The organism is Microbispora sp. H11081 (assembly GCF_012999535.1).
Taxonomy (GTDB): domain Bacteria; phylum Actinomycetota; class Actinomycetes; order Streptosporangiales; family Streptosporangiaceae; genus Microbispora.
On record NZ_JABBWV010000010.1, the window covers coordinates 61259 to 77893 of the forward strand.

General features: G+C 71.5%; 14 protein-coding genes. 7 read left to right on the forward strand and 7 right to left on the reverse strand.

All coding sequences use genetic code 11. The annotated features are described in order from the left end of the window. Positions 1-84: 84 nt before the first annotated feature. A complete protein-coding gene (locus HHX31_RS23435) occupies positions 85-537 on the forward strand; it encodes an Rv3235 family protein (protein ID WP_169950498.1) in 453 nt (150 codons plus the stop codon). 75 nt (positions 538-612) lie between these two features. On the opposite strand, the gene secA is transcribed toward HHX31_RS23435, so the two are convergent. Next, positions 613-3414: a preprotein translocase subunit SecA gene (gene secA, locus HHX31_RS23440; RefSeq protein WP_169950499.1), complete on the reverse strand. Its 2802-nt coding sequence runs from the start codon at positions 3412-3414 to the stop codon at positions 613-615. Between the two features lie 218 nt (positions 3415-3632). On the opposite strand from secA, the gene HHX31_RS23445 reads away from it, so the two are divergent. Beyond that, positions 3633-3905 carry an HGxxPAAW family protein gene (locus HHX31_RS23445; protein WP_169950500.1) on the forward strand — a complete coding sequence of 91 codons (273 nt, stop codon included), beginning with the start codon at positions 3633-3635 and terminating at the stop codon, positions 3903-3905. Positions 3906-3974: 69 nt separating this feature from the next. Further along, positions 3975-5231 carry a DNA glycosylase AlkZ-like family protein gene (locus HHX31_RS23450; RefSeq protein ID WP_311932183.1) on the forward strand — a complete coding sequence of 419 codons (1257 nt, stop codon included), beginning with the start codon at positions 3975-3977 and terminating at the stop codon, positions 5229-5231. Between the two features lie 8 nt (positions 5232-5239). On the opposite strand, the gene HHX31_RS23455 is transcribed toward HHX31_RS23450, so the two are convergent. The 6 genes from HHX31_RS23455 to mtrA all read right to left on the reverse strand — a co-directional run bounded on the left by HHX31_RS23455 (position 5240) and on the right by mtrA (position 12299). Then, positions 5240-5944 carry a response regulator transcription factor gene (locus HHX31_RS23455; RefSeq protein ID WP_169950501.1) on the reverse strand — a complete coding sequence of 235 codons (705 nt, stop codon included), beginning with the start codon at positions 5942-5944 and terminating at the stop codon, positions 5240-5242. 161 nt (positions 5945-6105) lie between these two features. After that, positions 6106-6774 (reverse strand): ribosome hibernation-promoting factor, HPF/YfiA family, encoded by a 669-nt coding sequence (gene hpf, locus HHX31_RS23460; protein ID WP_169950502.1) that lies wholly within the window; start codon positions 6772-6774, stop codon positions 6106-6108. 527 nt (positions 6775-7301) lie between these two features. Beyond that, a complete protein-coding gene (locus HHX31_RS23465) occupies positions 7302-8024 on the reverse strand; it encodes a phosphoribosyltransferase family protein (protein ID WP_169950503.1) in 723 nt (240 codons plus the stop codon). A gap of 74 nt (positions 8025-8098) precedes the next feature. Next, a complete protein-coding gene (locus tag HHX31_RS23470; RefSeq protein ID WP_169950504.1) occupies positions 8099-9865 on the reverse strand; it encodes an LpqB family beta-propeller domain-containing protein in 1767 nt (588 codons plus the stop codon). Further along, positions 9855-11603, reverse strand: coding sequence for an MtrAB system histidine kinase MtrB (mtrB, locus tag HHX31_RS23475; RefSeq protein WP_169950505.1), 1749 nt, complete (start codon positions 11601-11603; stop codon positions 9855-9857). The genes HHX31_RS23470 and mtrB overlap by 11 nt, the downstream gene beginning before the upstream one ends. 18 nt (positions 11604-11621) lie before the next feature. Beyond that, positions 11622-12299, reverse strand: coding sequence for an MtrAB system response regulator MtrA (gene mtrA, locus HHX31_RS23480; protein WP_030509347.1), 678 nt, complete (start codon positions 12297-12299; stop codon positions 11622-11624). A 284-nt stretch (positions 12300-12583) separates the two neighbouring features. Between mtrA and HHX31_RS23485 the strand changes: the two genes are divergently transcribed. The 4 genes from HHX31_RS23485 to HHX31_RS23500 are packed head-to-tail and all read left to right on the forward strand — an operon-like array spanning position 12584 to position 16633. Next, positions 12584-13891 carry a glycerophosphoryl diester phosphodiesterase membrane domain-containing protein gene (locus HHX31_RS23485; protein ID WP_169950506.1) on the forward strand — a complete coding sequence of 436 codons (1308 nt, stop codon included), beginning with the start codon at positions 12584-12586 and terminating at the stop codon, positions 13889-13891. Next, on the forward strand, positions 13888-14541 hold the full coding sequence (locus HHX31_RS23490; protein WP_311932184.1) for a DUF4129 domain-containing protein: 654 nt from the start codon (positions 13888-13890) through the stop codon (positions 14539-14541). The genes HHX31_RS23485 and HHX31_RS23490 overlap by 4 nt, the downstream gene beginning before the upstream one ends. Continuing rightward, on the forward strand, positions 14538-15677 hold the full coding sequence (locus HHX31_RS23495; protein ID WP_169950507.1) for a DUF4350 domain-containing protein: 1140 nt from the start codon (positions 14538-14540) through the stop codon (positions 15675-15677). The genes HHX31_RS23490 and HHX31_RS23495 overlap by 4 nt, the downstream gene beginning before the upstream one ends. Beyond that, a complete protein-coding gene (locus HHX31_RS23500) occupies positions 15674-16633 on the forward strand; it encodes a MoxR family ATPase (protein ID WP_311932185.1) in 960 nt (319 codons plus the stop codon). Before HHX31_RS23495 ends, HHX31_RS23500 begins: the two co-directional genes overlap by 4 nt. Positions 16634-16635 lie beyond the last annotated feature (2 nt).

A 16635-nucleotide genomic window follows, 5' to 3' on the forward strand; every position in this document is an offset into this window, starting at 1 on the left:
AAGTTGGCGTCCCTCGTATCAGAAGGGATGACCGAAACCTCTATTAGACGTCAGCGGTTCACGGCGTACGAGAGCGGAGTCCCGATGCCCAAGCCCGTCCCCCTGCCACGGCTCGCGTCCGTCCCACCTGCAGATCCTCCGTACGACGAGGGCGACGGCGGCGGCCACATCACGCGTCCCGGCACGTACGGCGCGCTCGCCCTGGCCCCCGTCCCCCGCCGTACGGGCCCGCCCACGGACGAACGCCGCCTGCGAGGGCTCGGCCAGGCGCTCGCGGAAGTCCTGGCCGGCCGCAGGCCGCCGGAGACCGTCGCCGGACGGCTCACCGAGCGGGCCTACCGCGAGCTGGTCAGGGCCGGGAAGATGATCGACGCGGAGCGGCCGCCGCTGACCGGCCTTCCCCACACGCAGCGCCCCCGCGACGGCGTGATCGAGATGTGCCTGCTGGTCCACTGCGGGCCGCGCAGCCACGTGCTCGCCGTACGGCTGGAGCGGCAGGGCGTGCAGTGGCTCGTCACCGAGTTCGAGACCGCGTGACCCGGGTCCCATCACGGCCCCCAGACGCGAAGGACCCCGCCGGGCAGGCCCGGCGGGGTCCGTTCTCAGGTCAGGTCACGCCTGATTGTTGCGCGGGTCTCCGTGGCAGCGCTTGTACTTCTTGCCCGAGCCGCAGGGGCAGGGCGCGTTGCGCTCGGTGTCGCCGTAGGCAGCGCGCTGCTCGGGGGTCGACCGCACCCGGTTGACCTCCACGTCGCCGCTCTCGCCCGGCGCGCTGTAGACCATCTCGGTCGGCCGCGACGGCTGCCGCAGCGCCCGGGCGATGATCGAGCCGGTCTCGGAGAGCGCCGTGTCGTCCTCGGCGTTCTCCTCGACGATCGGGTTGGCCTGCACCTCGACCTCGAGGTTGAACAGGTAGCCGACCGACTCCTCCTTGATGCCGTCGAGCATCGCGGTGAACATCTCGTAGCCCTCGCGCTGATACTCGATCAGCGGGTCCTTCTGGGCATAGGCGCGCATGCCGATGCCCTCCTGGAGGTAGTCCATCTCGTAGAGGTGCTCGCGCCACTTGCGGTCGAGCACGGAGAGGATGACCCGGCGCTCCAGCTCACGCATCGCCTCGGCGCCGAGCTGCTCCTCGCGGCGGGCGTAGGCCGCGAGCGCGTCCTCCTTGACCTTCTCGGCGATGATCTCCGCCGTCAGCTCCTCCTTGTCGCCGCCGAGCTGCTCGATCAGCTCGTCGACGGTGAAGGAGATCGGGTAGAGCTGGCCGAACGCCTTCCACAGCTTCTCGAGGTCCCACTCCTCGGCGAAGCCCTCGGCCGTGGCGCCCTTGACGTAGTCGTCGATGACGTCGGTGACGAAGCCGCGGACCTGCTCGTGCAGGTCGGCGCCCTCCAGCACCCGCCGCCGCTCGGCGTAGATGACCGTACGCTGACGGTTCATCACCTCGTCGTACTTGAGGACGTTCTTGCGGATCTCGAAGTTCTGCTGCTCGACCTGGTGCTGCGCGGAGGCGATGGCCTTGGACACCATGCCCGACTCGATCGGCACGTCGTCCGGGATGTTGAGCCGCGTCATGATCATCTCGACCCTGGCGGAGTTGAAGAGCCGCATGAGGTCGTCTTCGAGCGAGAGGTAGAAGCGCGACTCGCCGGGGTCGCCCTGACGGCCGGACCGGCCGCGGAGCTGGTTGTCGATGCGCCGCGACTCGTGCCGCTCGGTGCCCAGCACGTAGAGGCCGCCGAGCTCGGTGACCTCCTCGTGCTCGGCCTTGACGGCCTCCTTCGCCTTCTCCAGCGCCTCGGGCCAGGCCTTCTCGTACTCCTCCGGAGTCTCGGACGGCGACAGGCCGCGCTGCTGAAGCTCCAGGTCGGCGCGGAACTCGGGGTTGCCGCCGAGCATGATGTCGGTGCCTCGACCGGCCATGTTGGTCGCCACGGTGACGGCGCCCTTGCGGCCCGCCTCGGCGATGATCGCCGCCTCACGGGCGTGGTTCTTCGCGTTCAGCACCTCATGGGCGACGCCCTGGCGCTTGAGCATCCGCGACAGCTTCTCGGACTTCTCGACGCTGGTGGTGCCGACGAGGACCGGCTGGCCCTTCTCGTAGCACGCCTTGATGTCCTCGACGCACGCCTGGAACTTGGCGTCCTCGCTCTTGTAGACGACGTCGGGCTGGTCCTTGCGGACCATCGGCCGGTTCGTCGGGATCGGGACGACGCCCAGCTTGTACGTCTGGTGGAACTCGTTGGCCTCGGTGGCGGCCGTACCGGTCATGCCGGCCAGCTTGTCGTAGAGGCGGAAGTAGTTCTGGAGGGTGATCGTGGCGAGAGTCTGGTTCTCGTCCTTGATCTTCACGCCTTCCTTGGCCTCGATGGCCTGGTGCATGCCCTCGTTGTAGCGACGGCCGTGCAGGACGCGCCCGGTGAACTCGTCGACGATCAGGACCTCGCCGTCGACGACGATGTAGTCCTTGTCCTTCTTGAACAGTTCCTTGGCCTTGAGCGCGTTGTTGAGGAACTGCACGAGGTGCGTGTGCTCGGGCTTGTAGAGGTTGTCGATGCCGAGCCAGTCCTCGACCTTCTCCACACCGGCCTCGAGGATGCCGACGGTGCGCTTCTTCTCGTCGACGACGTAGTCGCCGGTGCTCTCCTCGCCGTCCTTGCCCTCGGTGCCGCGCCGCAGCCGCGGCACGATCCTGGCGAACTCCTGGTACCACTTGCCCGACTGCTCGCCCGGGCCGGAGATGATGAGCGGGGTCCTGGCCTCGTCGATCAGGATCGAGTCGACCTCGTCCACGATCGCGAAGTTGTGGCCGCGCTGGACGCACTCCTCCTTCGACCACGCCATGTTGTCGCGGAGGTAGTCGAAGCCGAACTCGTTGTTCGTGCCGTACGTGATGTCGGCCTCGTACTGCTTGCGGCGCTCCTCCGGCGTCATGTTCGCCAGGATGACGCCGACCTCCAGGCCCAGGAAGCGGTGGACGCGGCCCATGGTCTCGGCGTCGCGCTTGGCCAGGTAGTCGTTGACCGTGACGACGTGGACGCCCTTGCCGGAGATGGCGTTGAGGTACGCGGGAAGCGTACAGGTGAGCGTCTTGCCCTCACCGGTGCGCATCTCGGAGATGTTGCCCATGTGCAGGTTGGCGCCGCCCATGAGCTGCACGTCGAAGTGGCGCTGCCCGAGGACCCGGCGGGCGGCCTCGCGTACGGTCGCGAACGCCTCCGGCAGCAGGTCGTCGAGGGACTCGCCTTCGGCGTGCCGCTGCTTGTACTCGGCGGTCAGCGCGCGGAGCTCGGCGTCGGACAGGCTCGTGAAGTCCTCTTCGATGGAGTTGACCTGCTCGGCGATGCGCTTGAGCTTCCGCAGCGTCTTGCCTTCGCCGGCGCGAAGGATCTTGTCGAGAATGACTGGCACTTTTAGTAAAGCTCCTCGCAGGTCAACCCCGGCCGATCACCGGAGTGTGAGGACGATACATACTTCCCCGCTAGCCATCGTAGGCGGTTCCAGTACCAGACACACCCACCCGCTATCGACGGAGTGCCGCGGCACAATCGCATAACTCATGGGTCAAATCCGCGCCCAGGGTTCCCCCGATGTACCGACCGCCTCCGCCATCAGGTAGAAAACGGGGTATGGCACAGAGCGGACACCAGGGCAGCCACGCGGGTAGCGCCAAATCTTGGCTCGCCGTCTCCATCATCCTCATCGGCTTCACCGTCGGGGGCGTGGCGCTGACCCTCGGCCCGAGTTGGCTCTTCGTCTGGATCGGCGTGGGCATCTGCGCGGTCGGCGGGCTCCTCGCGCTCGCGTTCGACATCTTCTCGGACGTGATCGTGGACGCCCCCCGGGAGGTCTCGGTCCAGGAGCACCACTCCCCGTTCGAGCACCGGTCCATCACCTCCTGAGGCCGGGCCTCGATCACGACCCAACCACCGTAGAGGTTTTGTCGGTCACGGCGTCTAGCATCTGTGGCTGTGACCGACCTGACCGCCGATCCGACCGCCGATACAGCCGCCGATCTGACCGCTGACGAGGCCCGCAGGATCATCCTCCGGGCCCAGGGCTTCCTCGGCGCCGCGCCCCGCGGCGGCGGCGTCTCCGGCATGCTGCGGCGCGTCGGCGCCGTCCAGCTCGACACCATCTCCGTCCTCGCCCGCTCCCACGAGCTCGTCGCGTACGCGCGCCTCGGCGCGGTCGGCCGCGCCGCGGTCGAGCGGGCCTACTGGGACGATCCCGCCCGGGCCTTCGAGTACTGGTGCCACGCCGCCTGCGTCCTGCCCATCGAGCAGTGGCCGCTGTACGCCTTCCGCCGCCGTGCCTACCGCGAGCGGCGCTTCCGCTGGCACGAGGTGCCGCCCGTGGTCGACAAGGTGCTCGAGCAGGTGCGCATGGACGGCCCGCTGACCAGCGCCGACATCGGCGGGTCCAAGAACGGTGGCCCATGGTGGGACTGGTCGGACACCAAGATCGCCATTGAGTGGCTGCTCGACATCGGCGAGGTCGTCTGCACCCGCCGCGTCGGCTGGCGGCGCGTCTACGAACTGGCCGAGCGGGCGGTGCCGGCGGACCTGCTCGCCCAGGACCTGTCCGACGCCGAGTGCGTTGCCCGCCTGACCGGAATCGCCGGGCGCGCGCTCGGCGTGGCCACCCGGGCCGACCTCGCCGACTTCATCCGCGTCAGGGCCGGGCACGGCGCCATGCTCGACGAGGCGCTGCTGAGCGGCGCGGCCGGCCTCGTGCCCGTGCGCGTGGCGGGCTGGCCCGCACGGCGCGGCGCGGACGCGGGCGGGCCGAACGCCTGGGCCGACCCCGCGGCGCTGGAGAGCGAGCCGCGCGGGCGGCACCGCACCACGCTGCTGTCGCCGTTCGACTCGCTCGTCTGGGAGCGAGCGCGGGCGGAGCGCGTGTTCGGCCTCAACCACCGCCTGGAGGCCTACGTCCCGAAGGCCAAGCGGGTGCACGGCTACTTCGCGATGCCGGTGCTGGCGGGCGGGCGGATCATCGGCCGGGTCGACCCGGCCCGCGAGGGCGCCACGCTGGTCGCGCGGCAGGTCGGCGTCGAGCCGGGCGCCGGCCGTACGAGGGCCGTGGAGGGGATCAGCGACGCGCTGTGGGAGGCGGCGAGCTGGGTCGGCTGCACCGACGTGCGGGTGGAGCGGGTCACCGCGCCGGACCTGGAGGCCACGTTGCGCGCCGCGCTGGCCCGTGGCCCTCGCCGTCCGATCAAATGATCACGTGATCAGGTGATCTCCAGCAGCCGCTCGCGCACTGCGTAGACCACGGCCTCCATGCGCGAGTGGAGCTGGAGCTTCTCCAGGATGTTGCGCACGTGGTTCTTGACCGTGTTCTCGGAGATGAACAGCTCCTTGGCGATCTCGCGGTTGTTCATGCCCTTCGCGACGAGGCGCAGGACCTCCATCTCGCGCTCGGTCAGCCGGGGGACGGGGAGCTGCGGGGGCCGCTCGGCCTCCTTGCGGCTCATGTTCGCGAACTCGCTGATCAACTTGGCCGCCATGGCGGGGTTGATGAGCGACTGGCCCTCGTGGACGCCGCGCACGGCGTCGGGCACCTCGTCGATCTGGACGTCCTTGAGCAGGTATCCGGTGGCACCCGCCTTGATCGCCTCGAAGAGGTCCTCCTCCTCGTCGCTGACCGTCAGCATCACGATCCGGGTGCTCGGCACCGATTCCTTGATCTTCCGGGTCGCCCCGATGCCGTCCAGCCGCGGCATCCGGACGTCCATCAGGACCACGTCCGGCATCAGCCGGTCCGCGAGTTCGACCGCCTCCTGGCCGTCGTTCGCCTCACCTATCACCTCGATGTCCGCCTCCGCGGCCAGCGCGAGCTCCAGGCTGCGGCGGATCAGCGCGTGATCGTCGACGATCAGCACACGGATCGGCTCGCTTCGACCGGCCGCTCGTGGGGCCTCGTCGGGTCGGGTCACGGAACCTCCTTGCGGGGGCCAAGGACGCTGGACCGCCATCATTACACGGCTGTCAGGGTAGTTAGGGATCTTGCCGCGCCTGTCCGTCCGTCTCCGCCCGGTTTCTGCCCGGATGTGCGGAGCCCCGGCCCAGGTGTCCGGGCCGGGGCGCCTCGCGGAGGCTAGCTCTCGACGAGCCTGAGGACTCCGTAGTCGTAACCGCGCCGGCGGTAGACGACGCTCGGCTGGCCGCCCTCCTTGTCGCGGAAGAGGTAGAAGTCGTGCCCCACCAGCTCCATCTCCAGGAGCGCCTGGTCGATCGTCATGGGATCGGCCTTGTGGAACTTCTCGCGTACGATCAGCGGTCCTTCGCCGTCCATCTCGATGGGCACGATGGGTTCGGAGGTCGCGCCGCGCTCCGCGGCGATCTCCTCCGAAATCTCCGCGACCGGCCCCGGCTCCGGTTCTGTCCGGAGAGTCTGGATCTCCCCCCCGACCTCCGCCACCGCGGTGTACGAGGCGACCGAGCGGGGCTGGTTCTTCCCATGATGGATCTTGCGGCGGTCGGCGAGGCGCCTCAGCCGCTCCTCCAGCTTGCCGATGGCGATGTCCAGCGCGGAGAACCGGTCGTCCGCGCAGGCCTCCGCGCGGATTGCGGGGCCCCGTGAGTGGATCGTCAGCTCCACCCGTTCACGTTGCCCGCTCTGCCGGTGGTTCGGCTCCTTTGAGACCTCTACGTCGATTTGGATCAGCTTGTTGTTGAGCTTCTGGATCCTGGCCAGCTTGGACGTCACTTGATCGCGGAAGCGGTCACCCACAGTGGTGTGCCGTCCCTTGACGATGATTTCCACGCAAAGCCCCCCTTCGCACATCGACGGTGGTGCACGCGATCCTTGGACACCCGTCCGGCCGACCTGGTCTTCGTCCCCACATCCGCCTGCTGAGAGATTCGCAGCTCAATCGCCACTACTACCCTTCTCCTCTGGTCGGGGGACATCTGGACCCCCGGGAGGGCAGGACTTACCCCTAAGCCGCACCGTGATCGGTCGACCAAGAGTCGCCTTACGTGGGCCGTTTCGCCTGCGGCTGGCATCGGCTAACCAGGCCTGATCCCACGAGGGAGTCGGCCCGGCGCAACCACGGACCCGGACGGGTGCCATGTCTGAACGCTAGTCGCTGCCGCTGCGAATGTCAGCCAGGAGATCAGCTAAACGATCACTTTGCGTGATACGGGTTGCCGTCTCGCTGATGGAAAATTCGCGGTCATGTTCTGGGAATCCCCGCCGACGCGGCGTCCACACCTGGTTTCAGCAGGAAAGTCGTCGTGAAGCGGCCGGAAGCCGATCCACCGCTATGCACCCCGAGCTTGCGGGAGTCTTTACTTTCCGTGACTTTCTCCGGTCCGGCGTCTCCGGCGTGTCGCGGCGACCGTCACCGCCACCGCGGGCTCCGTTCCCGCCGCGCGCAGCGCCCTGGCCGCCTCCGCCAACGTCGTCCCGGTCGTCACGACGTCGTCCACCAGGACCACGGCGACGGCCCCTGTACGGCGTCCGGAGCGCCGCAGCCGCGCCGCCGCGCCCGGCAGGACCTCGAAGGCCCCGGACAGGTTGACGGCCCGCTCCGCCGATCCCAGCCCCGCCTGGTCGGCCACGCGCCTGCCCTGGCGGAGCAGGGGCACCGACTCGGCGGGGCGGCCCCTCCCGCACAGGTCGCGGGCGGCCGCCGCGGCGAGGGCCCGCACGGGGTCGTGCCCACGGCGGCGGGAGGCGGCCCTGGCGCTCGGCACGGGCACCAGCCACAACTCGCGGTCCGCTCCCGCGCCCGCCGCCCAGGTGGCCACGCAGGCGCTCAGCGACGCGGCCAGGGCCGGCACCAGGGCCGTACGGCCGCGTTCCTTGTGGGCGAGGATCATCCGGCGGGCCGCTCCGTCGTAGGCGGTGGCCGACCAGCAGTCGGGCAGGCCGGCGGGCGGCGGGTCCGGCGGCCTGGGACCCGGTTCCCGCAGCAACCCGGCCGTGCAGGACGGGCAGGCCATCGCGCCCGGCGCGCCGCATCCGGCGCATCGGGGCGGGAGGATCAGGTCGAGCAGGGCCGCCGGCACGTCGCCAGCATGCCGCCCGCCACCGACAATCCCGCCACCGACAATCCCGCTCGGGCGAGCACGCCCGGGGCGGCTCAGCCGAGCGGGTAGACGGGGTTGGTGGCACCGTCATGGGCGCGCGGCGTCCAGACGTGCTTGTCCATGCTGTAGGTGAGCACCTGGCCGTCGTCGGCCGCGGCGAGGATATGGTCGGGGGCCGCGGCGACCGACTTGACCTTCGAGTCGAGCTTGATGGGCCCGTCGGCAGGGACGACGCCCTCCATCACCGACCACTTGACCAGTTCCTGGCCGCTCCTGCCCTCGGACAGCACGAGCAGGTCGGCGGCGTCCAGCCACGCGATGTCCTTGATCTTCTGCGCGTCCCTCGGCTCGATGAGCGTGCGCACGGACTCGATCCGGGTCTGCTCGCCGTTGCGGACGATCGTGCCGATCTTCACGGAGGTGCCGAGGCCGTCGTCGACGATCACCGCGACGCGGGCGCCGTCCCGGGAGACCCGCAACCTGACGATCCGCCCGTACGACAGGTCGTCGTTGGTCTCCACAGGGCGGGCCCTGCCGTTGTCCGCCACCCAGATCCGGCTCTCGTGGGTGCTGACCCGCTCCGCCGCCCAGAGGGTCCCGTAACGATCCCAGGAGGGCGGGCTCATGTCCCCGCCCGCGATCCACCGCTGCCACTGGCTGCCCGGGGTCATCGTGGCGGCGTAGACGCCGTCGCCGTTGACCAGGGCCGCCACGAGGGGCGGGAACTCGCCCGGGTTGGAGACGGCCGGCTGGGAGAACTTCCCCGCCTGCTCCCCGGCCGCGCCGGCCACCGGCGTGCCGTCGCCCTTCTCCCTGAACTGCAGCAGCCTGCCGCCCTGCATGTAGTACGCCTGTACGGAGCCGGTGAGCACGTTCGGGTCGTAGCGTGCGTAGTCGGCCGGCCGGAAGCGCATCCCGGAACCGCCGTTCACGCGGATCTCGACGGTCCGGCCGGTGACCAGTTCGCCGAGCGTCCAGACGAGCTGGGCCTTCAGCGCGTCGAGGCGCTCGGCGGGCACGGAATCAAGCTCCGCGGAGAAGTCGAGCACGACCGTGTCGCCCTCGACCGTGATGCGGTTCAGCCGGGTTCCCGGCGGGAACGCGCTGCTGACCGCGTTCCTGACCGACGAGGTCGGCCCGGCGAGCAGGCGGCGGACCAGCGTCTCCGGCACGCCCCTGCCTGGTTCGACGGGCGCCCACACACGGTCGGCCACGAGGCCGGCCGCCCCGCCGGCCGGCGGGTAGTACAGGTCCACCTTCCGGTACGCGCGCCACAGATCGTCGTACGACAGCAGGCGCGCGTCGGGCGGCACGTCGATCCGCCACTCGCCGTCCTGCTTGGTCAGCGAGAACGGCTCGACGAAGTTGCCCGCGGCCGGGGTGGACCTGCCCTCCTCGTCGATCGTGGCGACCGCCGTGCCCTTCATCGTCACGGTCGTCCGCGTGATCTCCCTGAGGTCCTGCGTGTTGTCCGACTCGATCTTGCCCTCGAAGATCCGGGTCTGCCGCCACGGGTTCCAGACCTTGGCCGCGCCGGGGGTGAGGTACTGCCTGGCGATGCTCAGCTGCCGGTCGTCGAAGGCCGCCATGGCCGCCTGGAAACCCCTGACGATGTCCTCGGGCGGAGCGCCCTTCTTCGGCCCGGTCGCGATGAGCCGCACGTACGGCTGGCTCAGCGTGTCCTTGCCGTGGTCCTCCTGGGCCGCCCTCGGGCTGCCGCTCGTGGGCACGGTGGCGCACCCCGCCCCACCGGTGACCAGGACGATCGCCGCGCCCGCGACGACGGTGAGACGGCGGGCGCCGATGCGCTCACTCAGCATCGAAGGCCCCCGCCTCCGCGTTCTCCCGCACCCTCGGCGCAGCCTCGGGCGCGGGGCCGATGGCCGGGGTCAGGACCGGCGTGGCGTGACCGCGCCACGTGCGCCGCATCTCGACCTCCGGCGGCACGAGCGGGAGCGGCGACCCGCGCAGCGGTGCGCCCGCGACGCGCGGCAGCGACAGGCGGAACTGGCTGCCCTCCCCGGGAACGCCCCACGCCTGGAGCCACCCTCCGTGCAGCATGGCGTCCTCCCGCGAGATCGCGAGGCCGAGGCCGGTGCCGCCGATGGTCCTGGCGCGGGAGGGGTCGCCCCGCCAGAAGCGGTCGAACACCATCGTCTCCTCGCCCTGCTTCAGGCCGACCCCGTGGTCGCGTACGGCCACGGCCACGGCGTCGCGGTCGGCGCCGAGCGTCACGACGATGTCCTTGCCCTCGCCGTGCTCGATAGCGTTGAAGAGCAGGTTGCGCAGGATGCGCTCGACCCTGCGGCTGTCCACCTCGGCCATGCACGGCTCGTTGGGCAGGCGCAGCTCGAACCGGGTGGCCTGCCGCTCGGCGAGCGTCTCGGAGTCGCCGACCGCGCGCATGACCACGTCACGCATGTCGACGGGCTCCAGGTCGAGGGTGGCCGCCCCCGCGTCGTACCGGCTGATCTCCAGCAGGTCGGCGAGCATCGACTCGAAGCGTTCGAGCTGGTTCTGCATCAGCTCGGCGGCCCGTGCGGAGGCTGGGTCGAAGTCGTCGCGGCCCTCGTACAGCAGGTCGGCGGCCATGCGGACGGTCGTCAGCGGCGTGCGCAGCTCGTGGGAGACGTCGGAGACGAACTGCCGCTGCACCTGCGAGAGCTCCTCCAACTGGTGGATCTTCAGCGCGAGGTTGGACGCCATCTCGTTGAACGAGGTCGCCAGCCGGGCGAGGTCGTCCTCGCCGCGCACCTTGAGCCGCTCCTCCAGGCGGCCCGCGGCGAGCCGCTCCGCGGCCTGGCGGGCGAGCCGTACGGGCGTCACCACCTGCCGGGTGACCAGCGAGGCGACGCCGGCGAGCAGCAGCACGAGCGCGGCTCCCGCGCCGAAGACCATCTGCTGCACCGCGAGGAGCGTCTTCTCCTCGTCGCCGAGCGGGAAGACGTGGTAGATCTCGTACGCGCCGTTCACGCGGGCGCCGACCACCATGCCGCTCTCGGGCTGCTTGGCGCCGATGTAGCGGATGGTCGCGAACGCCTTCCAGAGCGACTGCTCCTCGCTGCTCTGGACCTTCGCGCGCAGGGAGGCCGGGATGCTCGACCAGTCGACCTGGCCGGACGCCCGGCCCTCGCCGACCGAGACCTCGTTGAAGATGACGACGTCGTAGCGCCCGCCGGAGCGGTCGGTCAGGGCCTTGGCCGCCGCGTCGACGGGGTTGACCGTCTGCCCCTGGGCCGTGGCGTCCTGGGCGATGTCGGTCACGTCCGCGGGCTGCGTGAGGTAGCCGCTGGCGGTCGCGACGTTCGCCCGGGACTCCTCGACCGCGGCCACCTCGCTGGAGGTCAGCACCGAGGCGCTGATCGACTGGTAGAGGAAGACGCCGAGCACGGCCACGACCGCCATCGACAGCACGAGCGTGCTGGTGACGACTCGCAGTTGGAGCGAGCGCCGCCAGACACGCCGCAACCGGCCTCCGTAGCGGCGCGCGCGTCTGCGGACCCCGCGGGCGATCTGGCCCGGGGTCCTGCGACGGCTCTTCCGCGCGGAGACCGGCATGGCGACGACGGCCGGGGCCTAGGCCGGGCCGGCCTTGTAGCCCACGCCACGGACCGTGACGACGATCTCCGGGTGCTCCGGGTCCTTCTCGATCTTCGCGCGCAGGCGCTGGACGTGCACGTTCACCAGCCGGGTGTCCGCGGCGTGCCGGTAGCCCCAGACCTGCTCAAGCAGCACCTCGCGGGTGAAGACCTGCCGGGGCTTGCGGGCCAGCGCGACCAGCAGGTCGAACTCGAGCGGCGTGAGGTTGATGGTCTCCTCGCCGCGCTTGACCGAGTGGCCGGCCACGTCGATGGTGATGTCGCCGATCTGCAGGATCTCGGGCGTCGGCTCGTCGGTGCGGCGCAGGCGGGCGCGCACGCGGGCGACGAGCTCCTTGGGCTTGAACGGCTTGACGATGTAGTCGTCCGCGCCGGATTCCAGGCCGAGCACGACGTCGATGGTGTCGCTCTTGGCCGTGAGCATCACGATCGGCACGCCGGACTCCGCGCGGATTCTGCGGCAGACGTCGATGCCGTCGGCGCCGGGGAGCATCAGGTCGAGCAGGACGAGGTCCGGCCGGGTGTCCCTGAAGGCGTCGAGCGCCTTGTCGCCATCTGATACGAACGACGGTTCAAAACCCTCCCCGCGCAAAACGATGCCGAGCATCTCGGCGAGAGCGGCGTCGTCGTCGACGACCAGCACGCGTCCTTTCATGGCCCCTCATTCGTACGCGGATGGGAGATTTGGGCGTTTGTCACAGGTTTCCCCCGCAGGCTACCGGTGGCCGCCGCTTGGGTGTTACACGACCATGACAGAGGATGGAGTTTAGGCGCAGCAAACGTGGCGCGCGATTATCTGACCAGATGCGGTCACACCGGCGGGAATCCCGTGGTGCGGTCACGTTCCAAGTGTGCTCCCGCACCCCCCGTCTCGGCCATCCCCCAAGAGCCTGGCGTACGATCGCGCGGCCGGCCCGTACATCATGCCAGGATTGGGACATGACAGACGGCCCCGGCTCAACCCCCGACGTGCCCTCCGGCTGGGCGGCCGAGCAGCCCCCCGCGTACGGCGGGTCCACCGGGTCCTGGGCCTCCCCCGGCTCGCCGGGGGGCTTCGCCGCTCCTCCTCCCCCGGCCCCTGGTCAGCCGCCGCAGGGCGGGTACCCGCCCGCCCCCCATGCGCCCGTTCCCGGCGGGCCGTACGCGTACCGGCCGCCGGACGCGCCGCGCCCCGGGATCATCCCGCTGCGGCCGCTGGCGCTCGGCGACATCCTCGACGGCACGATCAAGATGATCCGGTCGAACCCCAAGGCCACACTCGTGCTGTCGGCGATCGTCGCGGCGATCACCACGATTCCGGCCGCCATCGGGCAGGCCATCTCCCTGGACTCGCTCAGCGAGATCGCGAACGACCCGTACGCCGCCGACGCGGCCGCGCCGCTCGCCGGAAGCGCCGCGCAGCTCATCGGCGCGATCCTCGGCTACGTCATGACGTTCGTGGGCACGACGATCCTCACCGGTGTCCTCACCCGGGTGCTCGGCCGCGCGGTGTTCGGCGGGCGCATCACGGTGGGCGAGGCGTGGCGGCTGGCGCGCTCGCGCGTGCCCGCGTTGTTCGGGCTGGTGCTGCTGCAGGCGCTCATCCTCCTGCTGCCGCTGCTCGCGCTCGTCGCGGTGTTCGTGATCCTGGCCGCGGCCGGCGCGTTCGACGGCACGTTCAGCTCCGCCGCCGGGGTCGGCGTCTTCGTCGGCCTGCTGTTCTTCCTGGCCTACATCCCTTACCTGTTGTTCTTCTACACGCGGCTGTCGCTGGCGGCCCCCGCGGTCGTGCTGGAGGGCCGCGGGGCCGTCGACGCCATCAGCCGCTCGTGGCGGCTGGTCAAGGGAGACAGCTGGCGGGTGCTCGGCATCCTGCTGCTCACCTCCCTGCTCGCGGCCGTCGTCAGCGGCGTGCTGTCGGTGCCGTTCACGTTCGGCGGCACGCTCATCGGGATGCTGAGCGGTGGCACAGCCGTCTCGACCGTTCTCGCGGCGCTCCTCCTGGCGGCCGGCCAGGTCATCGCCGCCATGATCGTTTATCCCTTCCAGGCGGGCGTCTTCGGGCTGCTGTACGCCGACCGGCGGATGCGGGCGGAGGCGTTCGACCTCGTGCTGCAGACGGCGGCGGCGCGGAACCAGTCGCAGGGCTGGGTCCACGCGGGGATCGACGACCTGTGGCACCCGGGCTACGGCGCCGGGCCCGGCTCAGCGCCCTACCACGGAGCCCCGCCGCACGGGCCCTATGGGCCGTACGGCCCGCAGGGGTGACGGGGGTGCGGGCCGCCGCCGCGCTGCTCGCCTCACCCGTCGGCTCACCCGTCGGCGCCGGCCGTGACGAGGCCGCGCGGGAGGCGGCGCGCGAACTGTCCGGGACGGGCTACCAGCACGAACCGCTGTTCGACCGGCTGCTGCGGGAGATGTCGCAGTTCCTCGGCGACCTGCTGAGCGGCGGCGGCACGAGCGAGGGCGGCCTGGCGTCGCTCGTCGTCATCGCCGTTCTCCTCGCCGTCCTGGCCGTGCTGCTCCTGTGGGCCCTGCGCCGCTTCTCCGGCGGCAGGCGCGCCGAAAGCGGAGCGGTGTTCGGGCAGCGCGAGCGGACGGCCGCCGAGCATCGCGCCGAGGCCGAGCGCCTGGCCGCCGAGGGCGGCTGGGCCGGGGCCGTCCAGGAACGGCTGCGCGCCATCGCCCGCGAACTGGAGGAACGCGCCGTCGTCAGCCCGATGCCGGGCAGGACCGCCGACGAACTGGCCGAGGTCGCCGGGCAGGCGTTGCCGTCCCACGCGGCCGGCCTGCGCGCGGCGGCACGCCTGTTCGACGACGTGACCTACGGCGGGGCGAGCGGCACCCGGGAGGGCTACCTGACCCTCACCGCGCTCGACGAACGCCTGCGGTCGGCCCGCGCGGGCACGGCCGCATGACCGCGATGACGTCGGCCCGCGCACGGCAGGCGGCCTGGGTGGCGCTGCCCGTGGTGCTCGTGCTGCTCGCGGCGGCGCTGCCCATGCTGCTGTCGGGGGGACCTTCCGGCGGCCGTGCCCTCGACCCCGGCGACACCACGCTGCGCGGCACCGCCGCCCTCGCCCGGCTGCTGGAGGCGCGCGGGATCGAGGTGGTGCGGGTGGAGACCCCCGGCGCCGCCGTGGCCGCCGCGGGCCCGGGGACCCTCCTGCTGGTGACGGAGGCGAGCTTCCTGAACCGCGACGGCGCGCACCGCATCGCCGAGGCGCCGGGCGACCGGCTCCTCGCGGGCTTCGTGCCGCATCTCGACGTGCTCGCGCCCGGCGTGCACGGGCAACCCCGGGCCCGCACCCGGTCACGGGCCCCCGAGTGCGCGCTGCGGGAGGCGGTGCTGGCCGGGAACGCCTTCACCGGCGGCATGTCACTCACCGGCCCGCGGGGAGCCACCGGCTGCTACCCGGCCGGCGGCGGGCACACCCTGGTCCGCTACACCGCGGACGGGCACACGGTGACCGTGCTGGGCGACGCCTCGTTCCTGACCAACCTCCGCCTCGCGGAGGACGGCAACGCCGCGCTCGCGCTGAACCTGGCCGGCGCGCGGACGAAGCTCGTCTGGCTCGCCGCGCCCGACGACCCCGCCGAGGCGGGCGGCGGTTCCGACGAGCAGGCCCGATCACTCGGCGACCTCATCCCCGCCGGTGTGAAGTGGGCTGCCGTCCAGCTCGCCATCGCCGTGGCCGTGGCCGCTCTGTGGCGGGGACGCAGGCTCGGGCCCGTCGTGGCCGAGCGCCTGCCGGTGGCCGTACGCGCCGCGGAGACCGTCGAGGGCCGCGGACGCCTCTACCGCTCCCGCCGGGCCAGGGACCGCGCCGCGCTCGCGCTGCGGACCGCCGCCGCCGACCGGCTCGCCCCCCGCCTCGGACTCCCCCGCACGGCGACCCCCGAGGAGGTCGCCGTCGCGGCGGCCGCGCGCACCGGCCGGGACCCCGGGCCCGTGCTGACGCTGCTGTGCGGCCCGCCGCCCGGGGACGACACCGCGCTGGTGGCCCTCGCCGCGCACCTGGACACCCTCGAAAGGCAGGTACGAGACTCGTGACCATTCCCGAATCGGACGCCGCCCGCGACGCGCTCGGCGCGCTGCGGGCGGAGGTGGGCAAGGCGGTCGTCGGACAGGACCCGATCGTCACCGGCCTGGTCATCGCGCTGCTGTGCCGGGGTCACGTGCTCCTGGAGGGCGTGCCGGGCGTGGCCAAGACCCTGCTCGTACGCACGCTGGCGGCCACCCTCGCGCTGGACTTCAAGCGGGTGCAGTTCACCCCCGACCTGATGCCGGGCGACATCACGGGCTCGCTGGTCTACGACGCGCGGACGGCGGAGTTCGAATTCCGCGAGGGGCCGGTCTTCACCCACCTGCTGCTCGCCGACGAGATCAACCGCACCCCGCCCAAGACCCAGGCCGCCCTGCTGGAGGCCATGGAGGAACGGCAGGTCAGCGTCGAGGGCGAGGCCCGCGCGCTGCCCGAGCCCTTCATCGTCGTGGCTACGCAGAACCCCGTCGAGTACGAGGGCACCTACCAGCTTCCCGAGGCGCAGCTCGACCGGTTCCAGCTCAAGCTGACCGTGCCGCTGCCGCCGCGCGAGCAGGAGATCGCCGTGCTGGAGCGGCACGCGCTCGGCTTCGACCCGCGCGACCTGTCGGAGGTCAAGCCCGTGGCGTCCGCGGCCGACCTCGACGCGGGACGCCGGGCGGTCGCCCAGGTCCACGTCGGGGCCGAGGTGCTCGGCTACGTCGTGGACGTCGCCCGGGCCACCCGGCAGTCACCCTCGCTGCGGCTCGGCGTCTCGCCCCGAGGGGCCACCGCCCTGCTGGCCGCCGCCCGCGCGTGGGCCTGGCTGTCGGGGCGGTCATACGTGACGCCCGACGACGTGAAGGCCCTGGCCCGGCCCGCCCTGCGGCACCGGGTGGGGCTGCGCCCGGAGGCCGAGCTGGAGGGCGCCACCCCCGACGGCATCCTCGAGGGCATCCTGGCCACCGTCCCCGTGCCCCGGTGAGG

Bases quoted from the DNA above. Each gene is read 5' to 3' on its own strand.
- HHX31_RS23435 (WP_169950498.1), top strand. From the start codon at position 85: ATGCCCAAGCCCGTCCCCCTGCCACGGCTCGCGTCCGTCCCACCTGCA.
- HHX31_RS23445 (WP_169950500.1), top strand. From the start codon at position 3,633: ATGGCACAGAGCGGACACCAGGGCAGCCACGCGGGTAGCGCCAAATCT.
- HHX31_RS23470 (WP_169950504.1), bottom strand. From the start codon at position 9,865: ATGCTGAGTGAGCGCATCGGCGCCCGCCGTCTCACCGTCGTCGCGGGC.
- mtrB (WP_169950505.1), bottom strand. From the start codon at position 11,603: ATGCCGGTCTCCGCGCGGAAGAGCCGTCGCAGGACCCCGGGCCAGATC.
- mtrA (WP_030509347.1), bottom strand. From the start codon at position 12,299: ATGAAAGGACGCGTGCTGGTCGTCGACGACGACGCCGCTCTCGCCGAG.
- HHX31_RS23485 (WP_169950506.1), top strand. From the start codon at position 12,584: ATGACAGACGGCCCCGGCTCAACCCCCGACGTGCCCTCCGGCTGGGCG.
- HHX31_RS23495 (WP_169950507.1), top strand. From the start codon at position 14,538: ATGACCGCGATGACGTCGGCCCGCGCACGGCAGGCGGCCTGGGTGGCG.